The 19355-nt window shown below is 51.7% G+C and carries 16 protein-coding genes, 1 pseudogene and 1 riboswitch; all 17 genes and pseudogenes read left to right on the top strand.

The window, feature by feature from the left end; translation table 11 throughout:
- Nucleotides 1-21 precede the first annotated feature (21 nt).
- A riboswitch (ZMP/ZTP riboswitch) is annotated at nt 22-104 on the top strand.
- Between the two features lie 147 nt (nt 105-251).
- The 17 genes and pseudogenes from DW922_RS12320 to DW922_RS12240 all read left to right on the top strand — a co-directional run bounded on the left by DW922_RS12320 (nt 252) and on the right by DW922_RS12240 (nt 19160).
- The gene (locus DW922_RS12320; protein WP_118543248.1) at nt 252-965 is read left to right on the top strand and encodes an IMP cyclohydrolase; all 714 of its coding nucleotides are present in this window, start codon (nt 252-254) and stop codon (nt 963-965) included.
- Nucleotides 966-1037: 72 nt separating this feature from the next.
- Nucleotides 1038-2225, top strand: a pseudogene (locus tag DW922_RS12315) (phosphoribosylaminoimidazolecarboxamide formyltransferase); the annotation flags it as partial.
- A 99-nt stretch (nt 2226-2324) separates the two neighbouring features.
- On the top strand, nt 2325-2924 hold the full coding sequence (gene thrH / locus DW922_RS12310) for a bifunctional phosphoserine phosphatase/homoserine phosphotransferase ThrH (RefSeq protein WP_118534050.1): 600 nt from the start codon (nt 2325-2327) through the stop codon (nt 2922-2924).
- Between the two features lie 117 nt (nt 2925-3041).
- On the top strand, nt 3042-4724 hold the full coding sequence (locus DW922_RS12305) for a GspE/PulE family protein (RefSeq protein WP_118726724.1): 1683 nt from the start codon (nt 3042-3044) through the stop codon (nt 4722-4724).
- 27 nt (nt 4725-4751) lie between these two features.
- Entirely contained in the window at nt 4752-5813 is a 1062-nt protein-coding gene (locus DW922_RS12300) for a type IV pilus twitching motility protein PilT (protein WP_118726723.1), read from the top strand.
- Nucleotides 5814-6021: 208 nt separating this feature from the next.
- Complete coding sequence (locus DW922_RS12295) at nt 6022-7239, top strand: type II secretion system F family protein (RefSeq protein WP_118726722.1); 1218 nt, start codon at nt 6022-6024, stop codon at nt 7237-7239.
- A gap of 81 nt (nt 7240-7320) precedes the next feature.
- Nucleotides 7321-7749, top strand: coding sequence for a type II secretion system protein (locus DW922_RS12290; RefSeq protein ID WP_118726721.1), 429 nt, complete (start codon nt 7321-7323; stop codon nt 7747-7749).
- 89 nt (nt 7750-7838) lie between these two features.
- Complete coding sequence (locus DW922_RS12285) at nt 7839-8447, top strand: prepilin-type N-terminal cleavage/methylation domain-containing protein (protein ID WP_118726751.1); 609 nt, start codon at nt 7839-7841, stop codon at nt 8445-8447.
- 14 nt (nt 8448-8461) lie between these two features.
- Nucleotides 8462-9238: an A24 family peptidase gene (locus DW922_RS12280; protein ID WP_118726720.1), complete on the top strand. Its 777-nt coding sequence runs from the start codon at nt 8462-8464 to the stop codon at nt 9236-9238.
- 14 nt (nt 9239-9252) lie between these two features.
- A complete protein-coding gene (gene pilM, locus DW922_RS12275; protein ID WP_118726719.1) occupies nt 9253-10221 on the top strand; it encodes a pilus assembly protein PilM in 969 nt (322 codons plus the stop codon).
- Nucleotides 10222-10232: 11 nt separating this feature from the next.
- A complete protein-coding gene (locus DW922_RS12270) occupies nt 10233-10877 on the top strand; it encodes a hypothetical protein (protein ID WP_118726718.1) in 645 nt (214 codons plus the stop codon).
- Nucleotides 10874-11569: a hypothetical protein gene (locus tag DW922_RS12265; RefSeq protein WP_118726717.1), complete on the top strand. Its 696-nt coding sequence runs from the start codon at nt 10874-10876 to the stop codon at nt 11567-11569. The genes DW922_RS12270 and DW922_RS12265 overlap by 4 nt, the downstream gene beginning before the upstream one ends.
- 3 nt (nt 11570-11572) lie before the next feature.
- On the top strand, nt 11573-12364 hold the full coding sequence (locus tag DW922_RS12260) for a hypothetical protein (protein ID WP_118726716.1): 792 nt from the start codon (nt 11573-11575) through the stop codon (nt 12362-12364).
- Between the two features lie 26 nt (nt 12365-12390).
- Nucleotides 12391-12816, top strand: coding sequence for a hypothetical protein (locus tag DW922_RS12255; protein WP_118726715.1), 426 nt, complete (start codon nt 12391-12393; stop codon nt 12814-12816).
- Nucleotides 12817-12842: 26 nt separating this feature from the next.
- Nucleotides 12843-13439 (top strand): prepilin-type N-terminal cleavage/methylation domain-containing protein, encoded by a 597-nt coding sequence (locus DW922_RS12250; protein ID WP_118726714.1) that lies wholly within the window; start codon nt 12843-12845, stop codon nt 13437-13439.
- 25 nt (nt 13440-13464) lie between these two features.
- On the top strand, nt 13465-17853 hold the full coding sequence (locus DW922_RS12245) for a type II secretion system protein (RefSeq protein ID WP_147353380.1): 4389 nt from the start codon (nt 13465-13467) through the stop codon (nt 17851-17853).
- A 287-nt stretch (nt 17854-18140) separates the two neighbouring features.
- Nucleotides 18141-19160, top strand: coding sequence for a 4-hydroxythreonine-4-phosphate dehydrogenase PdxA (locus tag DW922_RS12240; protein WP_118726712.1), 1020 nt, complete (start codon nt 18141-18143; stop codon nt 19158-19160).
- Nucleotides 19161-19355 lie beyond the last annotated feature (195 nt).

Below are 19355 nucleotides of genomic sequence, written 5' to 3'. Positions count from 1 at the left end.
ACGCGAATCCGCTATCCTGTATACAGAGCGTGTGACTGGCGGAAAGAGTGGGAAACCACAGGGGAGCACGCAAGTTTGAATTGCCGGCCGCCTGGGCACCATATTTTGTGGTACTCAGGCGGCCTTTTTGCAAATGTCGGGCAGATGAAACCCGAAACAGTTCTGAAAAAAGAAACAGCCGATTGGTAAGATACTGCAAGATATGGAAACAGTGAGATCCATCAAATGTTCATTCATAGGAGGAAACAGCGATGAAACAGTTATCCCTGCAGGAAGAGTTACAGGCAAACGCATACCCGGGAAGGGGCATTGTCATTGGAAAGACCCCGGATGGCACGAAGGCAGTGACGGCCTACTTTATCATGGGCCGCAGCGAAAACAGCCGTAACCGGGTTTTTGTGGAAGACGGTGAGGGCATCCGTACCCAGGCCTTTGACCCGGGCAAGCTGACTGACCCGAGCCTGATCATCTATGCGCCGGTCCGTGTGCTTGGAAACAAGACTATCGTCACAAATGGTGACCAGACCGACACCATCTACGAGGGCATGGACAAACAGCTTACCTTTGAGCAGTCCCTCCGAAGCCGTGAGTTTGAGCCGGATGCACCGAACTACACCCCGCGTATTTCCGGCATTCTTCACATTGAAAACGGACGTTATAACTATGCCATGTCCATCTTAAAGAGCAACAACGGCAACCCGGATGCCTGCAACCGTTACACTTTTGCTTACGAGAATCCGGTAGCAGGTGAGGGACATTTCATTCATACTTACATGCACGATGGCAACCCGCTTCCGAGCTTTGAGGGCGAGCCGAAATTAGTAGGAATCTTAGACGATATGGATGCTTTTACTGAGCTGCTGTGGAACAGCTTAAACCCGGACAACAAGGTTTCCCTGTTTGTGCGCTACATCGATATCACAACCGGCGCATATGAGACGAAAATCGTGAATAAGAACAAGTAAGACGAAAAGTCAGGAAAAACAGGAGAGACAAATGCCAATGGGCAGCAAAGCTGCCAAACAAAAGAAAGGAAGAACGTGACGATGAACGAGATGGAATTAAAGTATGGCTGTAACCCGAATCAGAAACCGGCAAGAGTTTTTATGAACGATAACAAAGACCTTCCATTCCAGGTACTGAGCGGAAGACCAGGCTACATCAACCTGCTGGATGCATTTAACGGCTGGCAGCTGGTAAGAGAACTGAAAAAAGCAACCGGACTTCCGGCAGCAGCTTCCTTTAAGCATGTATCCCCGGCCGGAGCTGCAGTTGGTCTGCCGCTTTCCGAGACCCTGGCAAAGATCTACTGGGTTGACGACATGGGCGAGCTTTCTCCGTTAGCAAGTGCCTATGCAAGAGCGCGTGGTGCGGACCGCATGTCTTCCTTCGGAGATTTCATTTCCCTGTCCGATGTCTGCGATGTTTCTACCGCAAAGCTCATCAAGCGTGAGGTTTCTGACGGTGTCATTGCACCGGGCTATGAGCCGGAAGCACTGGCCATCTTAAAAGAAAAGAAAAAAGGCAATTACTGCGTAATCCAGATCGACCCGGATTATGAGCCGGAGCTGATCGAGCGCAAGCAGGTGTTCGGTGTAGTCTTTGAGCAGGGCAGAAATAACCTGGATATCAACAAAGAGATGCTGGCAAACGTTGTGACGGAGAACAAAGAAATCCCGGATCAGGCGAAGATCGATCTGGTAATCTCCCTCATCACCTTAAAATATACCCAGTCCAACTCTGTGTGCTACGCAAAGGACGGTCAGGCTATCGGCATCGGCGCAGGCCAGCAGTCCCGCGTACACTGCACCAGACTGGCAGGCCAGAAAGCGGATAACTGGTTTTTACGCCAGGCACCGCAGGTATTGAACCTGCAGTTCGTGGATGGGATTAAGCGTGCAGACCGCGACAATGCGATTGACGTTTACATTGGTGACGAGTACATGGATGTTTTGGCAGATGGTACATGGGAGAAGACTTTCAAGGTAAAACCGCCGGTATTCACCAAGGAAGAAAAACGCGCATGGTTAGACCAGATGACCGATGTGGCATTGGGCTCTGACGCATTCTTCCCGTTCGGTGACAATATCGAGCGTGCATATAAGAGCGGCGTGAAATACATTGCACAGCCGGGCGGCTCTGTTCGCGATGACAACGTGATCGAGACCTGCAACAAATACAACATGGCGATGGCCTTCACCGGCATCCGCCTGTTCCACCACTAGGAGATACGGGAAACCGGCAGCAGCCAGAACATGCAGGGCTGCTGCATCCCCCATGTTTGCCGGAGTGGAACAAAAAACATGAAATTGGAGGATGAAAAGATGTTTATTACCTGTTTAGACTTAGAAGGAGTTCTGGTACCGGAAATCTGGATCGCATTCGCTGAGGCCAGCGGCATCCCGGAGTTAAAGCGCACCACCCGCGATGAGCCGGACTACGACAAGCTGATGAAATGGCGTCTCGGAATCTTAAAGGAGCACGGACTTGGCTTGAAGGAGATCCAGGAAACCATCGAGAAGATCGATCCGATGCCGGGGGCAAGAGCGTTTCTGGATGAGCTCCGGGAGCTGGGACAGGTAATCATCATCAGCGATACCTTCACCCAGTTCGCAAAGCCGCTCATGAAAAAGCTGGGCTGGCCAACCATTTTCTGCAACGAGCTGGAAGTAGCAGAGGACGGCGAGATCACCGGATTCAGAATGCGCATTGAGCAGTCCAAGCTCAGTACTGTCAAGGCGCTGCAGTCCATCGGCTTTGAGACCATTGCCAGCGGCGACAGCTACAATGACCTTGGCATGATCCGCGCCAGCAAGGCCGGCTTCCTCTTTAAGAGCACCGATCAGATCAAGAACGACAATCCGGATCTTCCGGCGTACGAGACCTATGAGGAGCTGCTGGCAGCGATTAAGGCAGCAGTATAAAACAGAACACAGAGATACTACCATGAGTAAAAGGGCAGATTCCCGGCTGTGCAGGGATCTGCCTTTTGTGCCTGGCGGATTTGAAATAGGATATCTGATTTACAGGAAGGAGAAACTATGCGTACAAAACGATTAGGTGATATGCTTCTGGAAATGGGACTGATCACACAGGAGCAGTTAAAGCAGGCCCTGGAATTCCAATCCAGAGAAAAAGGCCGTCTGGGCTCTATTCTGATCGAGCATAACTTTATTACGGAGCGGCAGCTGATCGATGCTCTTCGCATGCAGCTTGGCATTGAATATATTGACCTGACCAAGGTGGACATAGTGCCGGAGATGTCCCGGTATGTCCCGAAAAATCTGGCAAAGCGCATGAGCATTGTACCGGTGCGCTGCTCGAAGGAGGAGCTGTTTCTGGCCATGGCAGATCCGCTCAACTTTATGGCGGTGGAGGAGGCACAGCGCACTTCCAGGAAGCGGATTGTGCCGATGATCGCTTCAGAACAGGCTGTACAGCATGCCATCAACGTGCTCTATGGCAATGAAGGAGCAGCTCAGGCCATGGCGCAGATCCGTGCGGAGAATGCGGCCACCATGGAAACGGAGACAGCGGCCCGGTCATCTGAAAGTCAGGAAAACGCAACCCCGATGGTGCGCCTGGTCAATTCCATCATCGAGCGGGCCTATACGGAGAATGCATCCGATATCCATTTTGAACCGACGCAGGAGGAGCTGATCGTCCGCATGCGTATTGACGGCCAGCTGCACCGCATCATGGTCATTCCGGGAGAGCTGAAGGATTCCGTGATATCTCGTCTGAAGATCATGTCTCACATGGACATCGTGGAAAAGCGGATCCCGCAGGATGGACGCGCAGTCCTTTCCGTAAAAGAAACGGAGCTGGATATGCGAACCTCCACGCTGCCGACGATCTATGGCGAAAAGGTGGTGATCCGTATCCTGCGCAGAAATGAGGAAACCCTGAACCGGCGCGGTATCGGTATCCCGCCGCTTGAGGATGCCAAGATCGACAAGCTGCTGGGCCTGACTTCCGGTGTGATCATGATCGTGGGACCGACCGGTTCCGGTAAATCCTCTACCATGTATACCCTGATCCGTGAGCTGCTTTCCGACCGGACAAACCTGATCACGCTGGAGGATCCGGTGGAGTATCATATGAAAGGCGCAACGCAGGTGCAGATCAACGAAAAGGTCGGCCTGACCTTTGCTTCCGGTCTGCGTTCTATCCTGCGCCAGGACCCGGATATCATCTGTGTTGGTGAGATCCGGGACGGCGAGACCGCAGAGATCGCCATGCGCGCTGCTATGACCGGGCACCTGGTCATTACCACGATCCATACCGAGGATGCCATTTCCGCCATTGACCGGCTGCGTGATATGGGCGTACCGCCTTATCTGATCGCGGCAGGCCTGCGCGGTGTCATTTCCCAGCGTCTGCTGCGCCGCATCTGTCCAAGCTGCAGAGAGCAGATCGTGCCGCCCAGGAAAGCCCTGGAGCTTGCGAAAATACCGGATATTCCAGGCCGGATCTACTGGCACGGAGCCGGCTGTGACCACTGCTTCCGCTCCGGCTACCGCGGACGGATCGGTGTATTTGAGGTTATGGTGATCCAGGAAGGTCTGCGCCGCTGCATTATGGAAGGAGCAGACCGGCCGCACTTTATGGAGGCTGCGAGAAGGGAGAGCGCGTATATCCCGATGTCAGAGCATGCGCAGAAGCTTCTGGACAATGGAACTACAACCGTGGACGAAATCATCCGAACGCTGTCCATCTTCTAAACAGGAAAAGAAAGGAACAATCCGAATATGTATCGATATACCGCAGAAATACTGATTGCAATAGCAGCAGAAAAGGGAGCCTCAGATGTGCACTTGATTGCGGGCCTGCCGCCAAAATGCCGGATTGACGGCCAGATCCGCAGCCTGACAGACGAACCCCTGTCTTACGAGGACTGCGAGGAGCTTGGAAGACAGCTGGCAGGGGAACATGTCAGAAGGATAGACCAGATCGGCCAGCTGGATTTTTCCGCAACGCTTGCAGGACGGCGTATCCGGATCAATCTGTTTCGCCAGAAGGGTGCGCTTTCCGCTGCGCTGCGCCTGTTAAGCAATACCATCCCAAGACTAAAGGAGCTGGGACTGCCGGATGCCGTGCGCCAGTTTTCACACTTGAATAAGGGCATTGTTCTGGTGACCGGTGAAACCGGAAGCGGAAAGTCCACTACTCTGGCAGCCATTCTGGATCAGATCAACCAGACAAGACCCGTCCACATCATCACCCTGGAAGACCCGATCGAGTACGTGTATACCCCGCAGCGGGCCATCATTAACCAGCGTGAGGTGGGCGTGGATGTAGAAGACTATGAGCATGGGCTTTACGCATCCCTGCGGGAAGACCCGGATGTGATCCTGATCGGTGAGATGCGGACGCCGGAAACCATCGAGACCGCGCTGGTGGCGGCAGAAACCGGGCACCTGGTTTTTTCTACCCTTCATACAAACTCTGCAGTCGACAGCATCGACCGGATTGTAGGAGTGTTCCCGGAAAATAAGCAGCCGCAGATCCGTCTGCAGCTGTCCATGACATTGAAAGCAGTTCTGGCACAGCAGCTGGTACCGCGTGCCGAAGGGAAGGGGCGCGTGGCAGCCTGCGAGCTTATGATGATCACGACTCCGATCCGGAATCTGATCCGGGACGGCCGCACTCCGCAGATGCAGAGCTATCTGCTGTCCGGAGCAAAGGATGGTTCTGTTACGATGGACCATTCCCTGCTTGAGCTGGCACAGCGCGGCGTGATCATGCCGGAGACTGCAATGGAATCTGCGTATGATCCGGCCGAGCTGCAAAAGAGCTTTTTGTTACGCTAAAATAAGTTATGAAATAAAAAACAAATAATTTGTCATAAAAGACAGCGTATTTGTCATAATTTAATGTATTTTATTTAGTACAATAACGCTTCAGAAATAAGTGTTTCTTTACAACGAAATAGTAAGATGATAAAATCAGAATGAAAATCTGAAAGGCTATTAAGAATTTCTTCATAACCTTGTAAGACATGCGCTTGGAGGTTGAGATATGCCGACTTTTTCATATCGGGCACTCGGCAGAGACGGAAAGGAAGTCCGCGGTGTGCTCCAGGCAGAAACAGAAACGGCTGACGCAACCAGGGTCCGGGACAGCTATCCGGTACTGCTAAGCATCAGCCGCGAGGCTGAAAAGAAAAAACAGACAAGCCTGCTGCAGATGGAAATTGGTAATAAGCAGATCAGGACCAAGGATTTATCCATTCTCTGTTCTCAGTTTGCCATCACGCTTCGCTCAGGAATGTCCATATCCCGTTCCATGCAGATGCTGGCGGGGCAGTGCAGCGATAAACGTCTGCGCAGGGTCATGGCGGAAGCAGCCACAGAGGTTGCAGCAGGAAGCACCGTGGCTGCAGCACTGGAGAAGCACCGGGAACGCTTTCCGCTTACCTTTATCGAGACGATCCGGGCAGGCGAACAGTCCGGTACCCTGGATCAGTCCTTTGAACGGCTGCACAAATACTACGACAAGGCTTATAAGACTACAGAGAAAATCAAAAGCGCTCTCACCTACCCCATATTTGTCATTGCGATCGCAGTAGTGGTCGTCATCATTGTTATGGCCAAGGTAGTCCCGACGCTGGCCAATGTATTTGAGGATCTGGGAGGAAAGCTTCCGCTTATGACCCGGATGCTCATCGGCGCGTCAGACTTCTTCGCTGCGTGGTGGCTGGTCATGATCGCGTTCTGGGCTGTCTTTATTCTTGCATTCCGCATGTACACAAAGACACCGGACGGAAAAATCCGGAAGGCAAAAATAGCGTTATCACTGCCGTTAGTGGGCATCATCAACCAGATGAACGCCGCAGCGCAGTTTGCCAATACCATGTCCGTTCTTCTGGCAGCAGGCATCACGCTGGACCAGGCCGTGGAAACCACAGCCAGGGTCATGGATAACGCGTTGTTCCGGGACGAGGTCCAGGCCATGCGCGGAACCATTGAGCAGGGCCGTACCCTGACAGACTGTCTGAAGGGCAGGAAGCATTTTCCGCAGACCATGATCGATATGTGCGCGGTAGGAGAAGAAACCGGTGAGCTGGAGGATACGTTAGAGAATGTAGCGGATTACTACACCAACGAAGCCGATTTCCGGATCCAGAGACTCCTCGCCATGCTGGAGCCGACGCTGCTGATCCTGCTGTCCATCTTCGCGGGATTCATTGTGGTGTCGATCTACCTTCCGATTTTCACCATGTATGATCTGATGTGATGAAAAACGGTATGCAACACGTTTGAAACGAAGGCTCCCCTTCGATCAATAATAAAACTTTTACAAAAGGAGACTCAAAACATGAAAAGCTTATTCAAGAAGATTCGTGGAAACAAAAAAGGCTTTACCCTGGCAGAGCTGCTGGTAGTAGTAGCAATCGTGGGTATTCTGGTTGCAATTTCTGTACCGGTATTTACCGCACAGCTTGGTAAAGCAAGAAGAGCAACTAACAACGCAAACTTAAGAGCAGCAAAAGCAGCTGCAGTGGCTGAGTACTTAAGTGATGAAAACACAAGAGGTACTGAACCGAGCTGTTATAAGTATGAGGTTGATTCAGGTGTGATTTCTTCTGAGAGTAAAGATAAGTGCACTGGAACTGCAGTAGTTGTAAATACTGATGATGTAAGTAAGGATAAGATTTACAAAGAAATTTATGTGAAAGTTACACCAGCAGAAGGTACAAAGGCATCAGATTCTGTTGACTTATATCCGGTTACACCGGCCAACTAATAGAAACCACATACAGTGGACGAGAGGATGGGGTTTCCCATCCTTTCTTTACTATATGGAAGAAAATGAGCCAGTGGGAGGAGCTTTTTATGATAAAAAACAGAAAAAATCAGGCATTTACCTTATCTGAACTCCTCGTAGTGGTTGCCATCGTCGGTATTTTGGTGGCGATCAGCATTCCGGTTTTTGCTTCTCAGCGCGAGAAGGCGAGACGTGCAGTGGACATGGATACAGCCAGGAAAATTAAGTCAGCACTGGTTTTGGCCTATAACAACGAGGAAATTCAGGTTCCCAAAAGCACCAGTGCCAACGGATACGGTACATGGGTCATGCTTTGCAACGGCACAACAGAATACGCACCTCAGGCTTACCGCGACAACGGAAAAACAGTAAAAGGCATGTGGTGCGGTGCGAATAAAGGCGTTACCGTTCACGGTCATACCGTGGATCATGACTGGACCTATAACAAGGATGTGGAGAATATCCTGAAGGCATATGGTCTGGATGCAGTGGCCCTGCGCACGCACAGTAACGGAGATAAAAACGGCTGGGACTGGATCATCATTGAGGTTGGCTACAACGAAAAAGGCGAATTCATCAGCAGAATGTATTCTGGTTATAAAAATCAGAATGGCGCTGCAGGACAGGAAAAGAATCCGTCCAATCTCGAAAAGATGTTATACAAAACAGCTTCATAATCTGGGAGAATATCATGCTACATATCAGTTTTGGCCTCACAGCCTACATCCTCTGTATCACCTTCCTTCTGGGCTGCTGCCTGGGAAGCTTTGCGGACTGCCTGGCCATGCGCCTGTTATCGGGAGAGTCGGCCCTTGCCGGACGTTCCCACTGCGACAGCTGCGGCCATGTTTTGAATGCGCCGGACCTGGTGCCTCTGTTCTCCTGGCTTTTTTTAAAGGGCAGATGCCGCTACTGCGGCGCAAAGGTTCCGGCGGAGTGCTTTTTCACCGAGCTGCTTGCGGGAATCGGCTGCTGCCTGATCGTTTACCGTTTTGACCTGTCTGTCATGAGCCTGCGGGGCGTTCTTCTCGGTCTGATCCTTCTGACCATGGCTCTGACTGATCTTCATGGCTGGATCATTCCGGACCGGCTGCAGATAGCGGGCTGTCTGGTGTTTCTGCTGACGGCCTTCCTTTTGCCGGAACCGGTGTCCCGTATACTGCATGGTTTGCTTTTTGGAACGGTGCTTGGCGGCGGAATGCTGCTTTTATCCCTTCTGTTTGACCGGCTGACCGGAAAGGAAAGCCTTGGCGGCGGGGATATCAAATTGTTTTTTATGACCGGGCTGTATCTGAATTCAGCCTGGGAGCTTTTGTTTTATCTGATTTTAAGCTGCCTGCTTGGACTCGGGCTCGCGGCACTGCGCAAATCGCAGCGGCTTCCGTTTGGACCGGCAATCGCGGCGGCGTGCTTTGTGATGATACTATATGGAGACGTTATGACCCGGTGGTATACCGGATTATTTTAAGCGGAGTACATACGATGAAAAATTGCTTGGGAATTGAAATTGGACATTACCGCATTAAAATTGCATATATGGAGCGGGGTGAGCTGAAGAAATATGTGTCGGTCCGCCTGGATAATGATACGCTTACGGATATGAAATTATATGCGGAGTTTATACAGGATGTATTGCGCGAAAATAACATTCGCTGCAAAAATGTAGTGTTTGCGCTGCGTCAGGAAGATACCTATGTAAAACGCTGCAGGCTGCCGCTGATGACAACGGACCAGCTGAAGCTGAATCTTCCCTATGAGTTCCACGACTATATCGGAGAGGAGCTGGGGGCGTATCAGTTTGACTATGCAGTGATCGAACGGACGGAGGAGCAGCTGGATCTTCTGGCGGCTGCCTGCCGGAAAGAGCTTTGCGGACAGCTTAAGAAGCTGGCCAAATTGTCGCATTTGAAGCTGGTGGGACTTGTTCCTTCCGTGGTGGGTCTGGAACGGATTCTGGAGCATATGCAGAACGGGGAGCGGGATAAGGATTTCGCGGTGGTTGACCTTGGAACAAAGGCATTGCGCGTGCATTTTTTCCGAAAAGGGATTTATGACATTACCCGTACCATGGAACCGGGCTGCGAGGAAATCGAACGGCTGCACCGGGGTGACAGGACAAGGCTGGATGAGCTGGATATGGATGCGGAAGATGCATTCTGGACAGCACAGAGTGAGAAAGCGATCGACAGGCACCTGCAGGACCGTTATCAGAGCATTGCAGTACAGGTTATGCGTGTCCTGAACTTCTATAGCTTCAACAATGCGGATAATACCATCGATACGCTTTATTACTGTGGAGGAGGCGCGCGATACCGGGCCCTGATCAGCGAGCTTGCGGAAACGGTGGAAATTCCGGTAAAAAGCATAGGCGAACTTCTTCCTGATGCAGAGGGAAACAACAGCCCGGAATGGGTAGACAGTCCGCAGACGGTTGGCGTGCTGCTTGATTAAGGAGGTATATCGTGGCTGATTTAAAAACTATCGCGAATATCCAGATTGGCGGTCCGAAATACCCGAGCAAAAAGCGGATCAATCTGTATCAGCGCGAATTTAAGAAACGCGTAATCGCGGCGCAGCTCTCTGCGTTTGCGGTATTTCTGGTTTTTTTATATGGCTTTGTCCAGGTGGGCATCGTCATGCCGCTTCAGGAGGCAGAGCGCGTGGAGCAGGATTATCAGCGCATGGAGAAGCAGCTGGCTGCCATGAAGCAGGCAAACAGCGTCATGCCGGAGGTGCAGGAGGCATATGCCCACTATGGCAGTGCCTGGCAGAATGAGAAGGAGCGCCAGATCCCGGACCGGCTGAAAATCACGGCTCTCATAAAGGACCGGGTATTCCCGCTCTGCAGGCATATTCCGGCTGTCTCGATCGTGGATGATCATGTGGAGTTTCTTTGTGAGCTGGAGCGCGGAAGCATGCTTGCGGAGCTGGTAAGAAAGCTTGAGGAGGATGAGTCTGTCCGCTATGTGACGGCATCTCTGGAAGCATCGGATGATGCGAACGCCGCCGCTGCATTTAGTACGAAACTGGCGCTCAATAAAAGGGTGGTGGCACATGTGACAGTTTACTTTAAAGTTCCTGGAGAGAGTGGGGAAGAAAACGGATGAGATTCTTAATGCAATATGTACTGACAAGAACACAGAAGCTGGTTCTTGTGCTCCTTGCGCTGCTGGTGCTGCTGGCCGGCTGGTATGTAGAAATTTACACGCCGATCCAGGACCGCATCCGGGCAGCTGATACAGCCGGACTGGAGGATGAGATGGCCCTGGAGCAGATGAAAGCCTCCAGGATCAAGACCATGCAGGCGGAGATTGACGAAAACCGGGCCTCCGGCGCGCCGGTCGTTCCTTCCTACAACAATTTCAAGCAGGAGCTGGAACAGCTCAATGAGGTGTACGGCCACGCCTATGAGTTTTCGTTTACTTTCTCGGAGCCTGAGGTGGATGGAACCGGTGTACGCCGCAACATTGCAGTGTACTGTGAGGCAGAAAATTATGATGCGGCAGCAGAGCTGATGCGTCAGATCCTGCAGGGACCGTACCGCAGCATGATCCATGACGTCAGCATAAACAGCATGACAAGCGCACTTGCGAATCAGATGGCGGACCTTAAGAAAGGGCGCGTATCCCTTTCCTTCAATATGACCTACTATGAGACCACCGTAGGCGCGGACAGCCTGGAGGGACTGCCGGCCGAGGAGACACCGCAGGAACAGGCAGGCGGACTTGCGAATGCGGATCTGTCAGATCTGCAGCGCTCTGATCTGGAAACCGCGGCAGAGGCAGCACTTGGAGAATAAAGCATGAAGAAGGCAGGCAGACAATCTGGTGGGCAGCGAAAGCGCCGTCCACGTGTTTATACAGTGCTTGGCAGTGAAACGGGCGCAAGCCTGGCGGCTGCGCTCCTGTTTTTTGTACTGTGCGGAGTCGGAGCGTCAGTCATTCTGGCAGCGGCCTCTGCCTCTGCCGGGAAGATGCAGCGACTTCCCGAAACAGACCAGAAGCGCTTTGCGGTGGAATCGGCAGCCGCGTTTTTGCGGGATGAGATGAGGGACAGCCAAAACAAGATCACGATCACGGATGTGAGGGTAGAGGACAGCAGAGACAATAAGTCCACAGTCTATCCGACCCTGACCTATCTGTATTCCGACAAAACGGCATTGGATCCTGCCCGGAATATGATCGATGCCTGTGTGGTGGAGCTGTACCGTACCCTGCAGCAGGATGAGGAAAACGCGCCGCAGCAGGAGAAGGCAGAAAAGGATTTTCTGATGTCAGTCAGGAAAAAGGGCAGCACACAGTATTACGATCAGCTCGAGGCACGGGTGAAGCTGACGATGGATTCGGACTATCATATCACAGCCATTCTTTCTGATACACAGACGGATGATACAAGGAAAGAGGACCGCTGTGAGCGGAAGCTGACCATTCCGGCAAAGACAGAGACCGAGGAAACCGTGGAGGAAAAGGATTACGAAAGAACGGGCCCGGATGGAGATGTGGAGGAGGAGTGGACGATTACGACCACGACCCGTGTTACAACCATCTGCTGGGAACGGGGCCTGATCGAGCGGACACATCCGGATGGAGAATAATATCCGGAAAACAGGAGGTGAGGCCGATGCGGCAGCATTTATTCCGAATATATCGTGCGAAATTACAGTCCCGCAGGGCAGAAACCCTGACGGAGCTTTTAGTCTCTGTGCTGGTGATCGTTCTTGCGCTTACCATGTTTGCCTCGGCACTCATGGCGGCGAGGAGGATGCTGGCAGATGGAGATCAGATCATAAACCGGTATTATGCCGGCCGGAACCGGCTGGAGCTGGAGGATTCTGCGGATTCAGATTCCGGCGCTTATAAGACGAAGGCAGACCTCATCTTCCGCCTGGAGGAAGGCGTAAATCATAAAGTGATCGGCTTCGCGCACAGGAACGGGACCATGAATGTGGGAGAGTATCCGGTCAGCCTGTATTCCGGTCAGGATCCGGACGATGCTGAGGAGAAAATGCAGAAGACAGAAAGCGATTATCGTTACAGCAGGCAGTAAGGACAGGAACATATGGAGCAGAACGCATGAAAAGGCAGTGGTATCAGACAGTGAAAAATAAAATAGTGCGGCGCTGTGTCCGCTCCCGGGCAGGTATGACCCTGACGGAGATGCTGGCGGCAGTGCTGATTCTTGCCATGTCTGCGGTGGCGGTTGCCGGCGGTGTTGCTGCGGTAAAAGATGCGTACCGCAAAACCACGGAAAAAGCCGAGGCGCAGCAGGTACTTGCCACTACGGTGGAGCTGATTACCGATGTTTTGTCCGAGGCGCAGCAGGTGAGGTCCGGCGGAGACTGCGGTCCTGAATTTTTCAGTGGCGAGACCGGAGACTGGATGCGTCTTTCTGTTGTGCCATATCAGGTCGCCGGGGAAGAACGGGCCGGCATCTGCAAAGCGTATCTGAGTGACGATACAAAGGTGCCGCTTCTCTCGGATGGCGCCATGGGCGGGCTGTTCTATACAAGCTTTGATGTGGACCAATACCGGTATGCGGACAGCTGCTTTATACTGGAGGATATCAACGTCTACTACAAGCGTGATGCTGCAAATGCGGGCCGTGAGCCTGCGGCACATCTGGACGAACTGGTTGTGCGTGCGGTGAATCTGGAAGGACAGGATGAGTAAAAATGCTTTCCCGGAGGAGAAAGAGATGGAATACAGATCATATACAAAAAAACACAGGAGCGGAGCGTTTACACTGGCGGAATTTCTGGTGGTCATTGCAATCACCTTGATTCTTGCCGGTGTTTCTTTTGTTGCGGCGATCCGCTATCAGAGCAGTCTGCGGCGCATGGAGATGGACCGCACCGCGAAGGAAATTTTCCTGGCAGCCCAGAATAATCTGAGTCTGGCAAAATCCGGCGGAGTCATGGAGCGCCTTCTGCATCAGTATGGTGGGAATGACACAGAAAATACAAACGGTACTTTGAAAACGGAATCAAATGCTTCGGCGGACAAGATCGGAATTGCGCTGACTGCAATTACCGGAAGCACCGGAGCAGATGCAGATGATCTGTACTGTATTTTGTATCAGCCGGGCGAAGGCGCAGGCAATACAACGGAAGGGATACGGGCGCGTCTGCTTCCCTTTGGCTCCATCGATGAGACAGTCCGCACGGATGGCAGCTATTTGATCGTCTATGCCCCCGGGACAGGAGCTGTCCGGGAAGTGTGGTACTCTGACCGCTATATCTTTCAGGGAACCGCAGCGGAATTTTCAGAGCTGTCCGGGCTTACCGAAGATCCAAAAAGACGTGAGCGTTTCTATGGGGAAGCAGTCGGATATTATGCAGGAGCCTCTCTGGCTGAGCCGGAAAGGAAAGAGCCGGAGCAGATGGAAATGAAGGTTGCCGTTTATAATAAAGATGTTTTATATGCGGAAGTAGAGACTCCGTCAGGTGTGAACGGATTAAAGCTGTGGGTTGAGGGTGCGGCGAGCGGAGCAAAGGGCTGGATCGATTTAAACAGATTTACGCAGGATGAACGTGTCCTTACGAAGGGAGCCGGCAGTGTCTATGATGTGATCCTGGATGATATTTCGATTCAGGGCGCGCGCTTTGCGGATCTGAGAGGCGATCTGAGATCGGATCATGGAGGAAATGACATTGCGCTGATCCCGGGAGAGGATATTTGCATTTACGCGGAAGCAGTGACCGAAAGCGGTAATAAGGCAGCCAGTCCGGTGTGCCAGACAAACAGCCTGTTTCAGAAGGTTGCCAACGGCAAAATCGTGGTTTCCAATATCCGGCACCTGGAAAATCTGGACAGACGGGTTTCGGATTTCCATCCGGCAGCAAATGAGCAGAAGCTGGGACTGAGCTCTCCGGCAGAGCAGCCGGGCGCATATGTGGTATCGCAAAGCGAAGATATGTCCTGGACAGATTACCGGAGTGCCGTCGTGCGTGAAATTCACAGCAGCCATGCATCGGCGGTCCAGGCGGCTGATAACATCCCTGTTTACTACAAAATATACAAGAAACAGGGAGAGGTTCTGACGGAGGAGTGGACCGGGACAGCTCCGGGCTGTTATGCACCGCTGGAGCCGGAATTTGATCTGGTCTATGAGGGAAATGGCAAAAAGATCAGTGAGCTTGTCGTAAATACACCGGGGGCAGGCGGCTGCTTTGGAACCGTGTCGAAGAATCTGACGGTGACCGATTTAAAGGTGGTGCATCCGGTTATCACTGCAGATGACCATGCCGGAGGGCTGATCGGATGCGGAAAGAAGGAGACAGATGCACCATCCCTTGAAATTTCCGTGGAAAATGTGCTGGTGCAGTATCCGGTGATCACCTCAAAGGGCAGCGGTACCGTATTGGAACCTGCAGATGCCGGAGCCTTGGTCGGGGCGTTCCGGGGAACGGTGCTGACTGTGAAATCTGTTATGGCGGCAAACACCTATCGTTCCGGAGTGAAGGAGCCTTCTTCGATAGATCAGACCAGGCCGGACCAGGCCGAAGCATTTAAGATTGAGGCTAAAGCAGGAGCGGCAGGCGGTCTGATCGGCTCTGTCGGCGGAAATGTGACCCTGTCAGGCTGTGCGGCATCGGTCTATGTGGAGGCGCAGTCCTTTGCCGGAGGACTCGTCGCAAAGGTGAATACACCGGATAATGGGGTTGCGCAGGTTCTGATCCAGAACTGCTATGTGGCCGGACATACCGGAAATCAGGAATGCCTGACGGAGCTGTATCCGGGGACAGAGGGCTTCAACACGGCAAAGGGACGTTATAATATTGTCTCCGCCCGGGGGCTTGCCGGAGGACTTGCGGCAGTCCTGCCGGAGGGCAGCGCTGTGAAGCGAAGCTACGTGACAGCATCTGTCTGGTCCGGAGGGATGTATGCCCCGGACGAAGCAGACGTGACTGCATTCGTAACAAAATACGGAAACCTGAGCATGGATGATGGCGTAATCGGAAAGAAAGCATCTGATTTTTCGTATTGCTATACCTCATCAGTGGTAAGCGGAGGAGAAAATGCCGGTACAGTAAAGGGAAAACAGATCCTGGAGTACTCAAATTCCAATCAGCTTGAGAGCTATTTTGCCGAGAATGCTTCCTTCAGTAAAAAGCAGGCATTCCCATATGACACAACACAGGAGAGCACCTACCCCATGCCGACCGTGCTCCAGCTGATGCAGGAGGATCCGGAAACCAGCAGTGCCATCCGTAATGACACCGGTGAAGGCAGTATCAGCACCCGGCAGATCTTTAAATTTGCGCGTGTGCATGTGGGAGACTGGTTCAAGGTTCAGGCACAGCCATCCGGAGAACTGAAAGAACATAATGGCAATGAGCTGTGGGTGGATTATGTGACAGACATGCCGGAAGGGACAGAGCCGAAGTATTTGATTTTCTCTGTTTATGGAAAATCCAGCGGGCTTTCAACCTATGTTATTTTAAAGATCGGCGAAAACCCGGACGATTTCAAATATTACGGAAACAGCAATCCGGGAGATATCCTGGAATTAAGAGAGAATCCGGATAACAGCGCCATCAAATGGAAATGGGATTATAAGGACTCTGTTCCCGGAGGAGATCACCGCTTTGCCATCAGCAAAGCCGGAACGTCGCAGCTGCAGGTCCGCTTTTTCTTGGACAGCAAGGAATTTCTGCAGATGGGCTATCAAAACCTGAGGAATGGCTTTTGGGCCGGTGAGGATGCAACGGTAACGGTCAGCGAAAAAAATGTGATCCCGGCTCCTTCAGATCCCGGCAGCATTACGGTAAACAGCTATTTCGGGGAGCTTCACGAGCATACCGCAGAGGTTTTTAGTGCCAGACATCTGATCAATCTGAGCTTTTACAATAGGGAACAATTCCAGATTACGACTGTAGAGCAGACAGATAATATTCTCTGGAGGAAGGATGAGGATCCGGATGCTCCGGTTCTTGCGGAAACTGCGCCATATTGCGATGAGCTGGAAGAACGGTATCCGGGTGAGCCGGTTCAGGTTTTTCATGACTATGACAGTCAGGGCTATACCGAAGCCGGCAGCTTCAAGTGTATCGAGAATCCGGATCTTACATTATATAATGGCAACCATCATACCATCGCGGGACTGAACATTGGAATCCAGAAGCATTATAAACAGCAATGGGGCAATGCATCCGCATTTATTTTATCCAACACGCATCTGAAGGTTCAGGATCTGAGTATGAAGAATCTGCAGGTAAAGGGCAATGGAACTGCAGCCGGGATTTTGGCATTTGCAAAGGGAAATTCCGCAAAAGACACCTATGTGCGTTTAGAGAATATACGCATTTACGGAGACGATATGTGTATCACCGCCACGAACGGTGACAATGGTGATGTTGGTGGTGCAGTAGCATCTGCGGATGTGGAAGAGCTGGAACTGGATCATGTGTATGTGTACGGAAAGAATGCCCTGATCAACAAAATATATGAATATAACGGAAAAACGGTCGGAGGCCTGATCGGCCATGCCAGAATCGGAAAAAGCATGAAGATCCGGCAGTCTGTTTTTTCAGGATTTCTGGATGGCAGATATGTCAGTGATGCAACGGGAGGCCTGATTGCTCACCTTGAGATTGCCTATGGTCCGGACCAGAAGGCAGAAGCAGAGATCACAGAATGCTATGTTGCAGGCAGAAACCAGTCTTATGCCAGTGCTGCAGAAGCAGACCCGCTGACAGGCGGAGCAAGTATTACAGGCCAGCGGCCGGTGGGAGGTCTGGTAGGCTGGCTGCAGGGACCTGTGGCAATCTCCAACTCCTTCAGCACAGCGAGTATATACGATATAGGAAAAGGCTGGAAAGGCGGAGTCGGAGGCCTGGTCGGTAAGGCTGATAAAGATTCAGATGTGCAGCTGACCGATTGCTATTTTGCGGGAAAACTGCTTGGGGTATCCGAAAACAGTGACGGAAATCAGTCAGCGGGAACTCTGCCCGGAGCTTCCGATAACGACGGTCCTGTTATAACCTATCCATGTGACCCTGCTTTACAGGGCCGGACTTATCCATACAAGCTCTGGACCACCGAAAACGGCGTAAAGACCTATCGCGGTGACTGGATCCAGTAACCGGTAAGCGCAAAATGAATGAAACAAAAAGAAACAAAAAGAAAAGTATATGAAAATATGAAACATAAAAACGGGGAAGAGTGAACCGACTGCATGGAAATGAAACAGACTGCAGGAAAAGAGAACGTCTGAAGTATGAAAAAAACGCGGTAAAAAGGTGCACAATACCTGCAAAAAGAAAAAAACAGCCGGATGCGCCAGGTTGGCATATACCTTGCTTATTATATGGTCAGAACATAAATGCAAAAAAATATCAGTGCATTTAAGGAAAAAGGAGGGTATTTGATATGGCAACAAAACCAGTGATTGGTGTGCTTCTTGGAGATGCTGCCGGTGTTGGTCCGGAGCTTGTGGCAAAGTGTGCAGCAGAAGGATTTTATGAGCAGTACTGTAAGCCGATCGTGATCGGAGATCTCCGGGTGCTGGAGCGTGCGCTTGAGGTGATCGGGGCAAAGGATAAGGTGAAGCTTCAGGTGATATCCGAGGCAGAAGAGGCAGACTGGGAGAAGGGACTTCCGGTGCTGGATCAGAAAAATGTGGATCCTGCGGAGGTTCCGTTTGGAGCTAAGACTGTAGTAAGCGGTAAGGCATGCCTGGATATGCTGAAGCTTGGCGTGGAATTATGGCAGGCAGGCAAGATTGGCGGCTATGTCTTTGGGCCGTTAAATAAAGCCGGCATGCATGATGCAGGACTGACCCTGGAGAGTGAGCATCATTATCTTGCAAAGCTTCTGGGACACACAGATCCATTTGGCGAAATCAATGTGACCAACGGTCTTTACACGACCAGAACCACGAGCCACATTCCGATTTCCCAGGTAAGTGCAGATCTGCGTGAAAATGACGGACTTCGCATTAAGCGGGCAATCCGTCTTTCCTATAAGACCCTGACTGGAGCAGGAATTGAGAATCCCAGGATCGGCGTTGCTGCGCTGAATCCGCATTGCGGTGAGAATGGGGACTGCGGACGCGAGGAAATTGATGTCATCCGTCCGGCTATCGAGTGGGCACAGAAGGAAGGCATCAATGCTACCGGCCCATATCCGTCTGATATCGTGTTCCACAAGGCTCTGGTTAAGAAGGAATTTGACGGCGTGGTTACCATGTACCACGATCAGGGCCAGATCGCGCTGAAGCTGATTGGTTTCGAGGGAGGTATTACCGTTGCAGGCGGCTTCCCAATCCCGATTGTTACCTGCGGACATGGAACTGCTTATGACATTGCAGGAAAAGGTGTGGTGACAACGGCATCGTTTGAGAATGCTGTAAAACAGTGTGCTACCATGGCAGCTGTTGCAGCAAAATAACAAAGCCATTCGGTAAAATTTTGTATTGCATATAGGAAGGGGACTCCGAAAGGGGTCCTTTTTCATATGATAGGAAATTGCGTCCTATCATACAAAAACGCTCCGCGAGGATGCGCACTCGGCGCAAAGGCAGATGGTTGCCGAAGCAACCGCGCCTCGGCGCGAGAATGTGCCAAGGCACATTCTTTTTTTATT

The sequence above is a fragment of the Clostridium sp. AM42-4 genome (genome assembly GCF_003480105.1).
GTDB lineage: Bacteria > Bacillota > Clostridia > Lachnospirales > Lachnospiraceae > Brotaphodocola.
The sequence above is the reverse complement of the archived record's forward strand: the minus strand, read 5'-3'. Positions and strand labels throughout refer to the sequence as shown.

What these genes read in the sequence shown, in the direction of transcription:
- DW922_RS12320 (WP_118543248.1), top strand. Translation starts at nt 252, where the DNA reads ATGAAACAGTTATCCCTGCAGGAAGAGTTACAGGCAAACGCATACCCG.
- thrH (WP_118534050.1), top strand. Translation starts at nt 2,325, where the DNA reads ATGTTTATTACCTGTTTAGACTTAGAAGGAGTTCTGGTACCGGAAATC.
- DW922_RS12305 (WP_118726724.1), top strand. Translation starts at nt 3,042, where the DNA reads ATGCGTACAAAACGATTAGGTGATATGCTTCTGGAAATGGGACTGATC.
- DW922_RS12300 (WP_118726723.1), top strand. Translation starts at nt 4,752, where the DNA reads ATGTATCGATATACCGCAGAAATACTGATTGCAATAGCAGCAGAAAAG.
- DW922_RS12295 (WP_118726722.1), top strand. Translation starts at nt 6,022, where the DNA reads ATGCCGACTTTTTCATATCGGGCACTCGGCAGAGACGGAAAGGAAGTC.
- DW922_RS12290 (WP_118726721.1), top strand. Translation starts at nt 7,321, where the DNA reads ATGAAAAGCTTATTCAAGAAGATTCGTGGAAACAAAAAAGGCTTTACC.
- DW922_RS12285 (WP_118726751.1), top strand. Translation starts at nt 7,839, where the DNA reads ATGATAAAAAACAGAAAAAATCAGGCATTTACCTTATCTGAACTCCTC.
- DW922_RS12280 (WP_118726720.1), top strand. Translation starts at nt 8,462, where the DNA reads ATGCTACATATCAGTTTTGGCCTCACAGCCTACATCCTCTGTATCACC.
- pilM (WP_118726719.1), top strand. Translation starts at nt 9,253, where the DNA reads ATGAAAAATTGCTTGGGAATTGAAATTGGACATTACCGCATTAAAATT.
- DW922_RS12265 (WP_118726717.1), top strand. Translation starts at nt 10,874, where the DNA reads ATGAGATTCTTAATGCAATATGTACTGACAAGAACACAGAAGCTGGTT.
- DW922_RS12260 (WP_118726716.1), top strand. Translation starts at nt 11,573, where the DNA reads ATGAAGAAGGCAGGCAGACAATCTGGTGGGCAGCGAAAGCGCCGTCCA.
- DW922_RS12255 (WP_118726715.1), top strand. Translation starts at nt 12,391, where the DNA reads ATGCGGCAGCATTTATTCCGAATATATCGTGCGAAATTACAGTCCCGC.
- DW922_RS12250 (WP_118726714.1), top strand. Translation starts at nt 12,843, where the DNA reads ATGAAAAGGCAGTGGTATCAGACAGTGAAAAATAAAATAGTGCGGCGC.
- DW922_RS12245 (WP_147353380.1), top strand. Translation starts at nt 13,465, where the DNA reads ATGGAATACAGATCATATACAAAAAAACACAGGAGCGGAGCGTTTACA.
- DW922_RS12240 (WP_118726712.1), top strand. Translation starts at nt 18,141, where the DNA reads ATGGCAACAAAACCAGTGATTGGTGTGCTTCTTGGAGATGCTGCCGGT.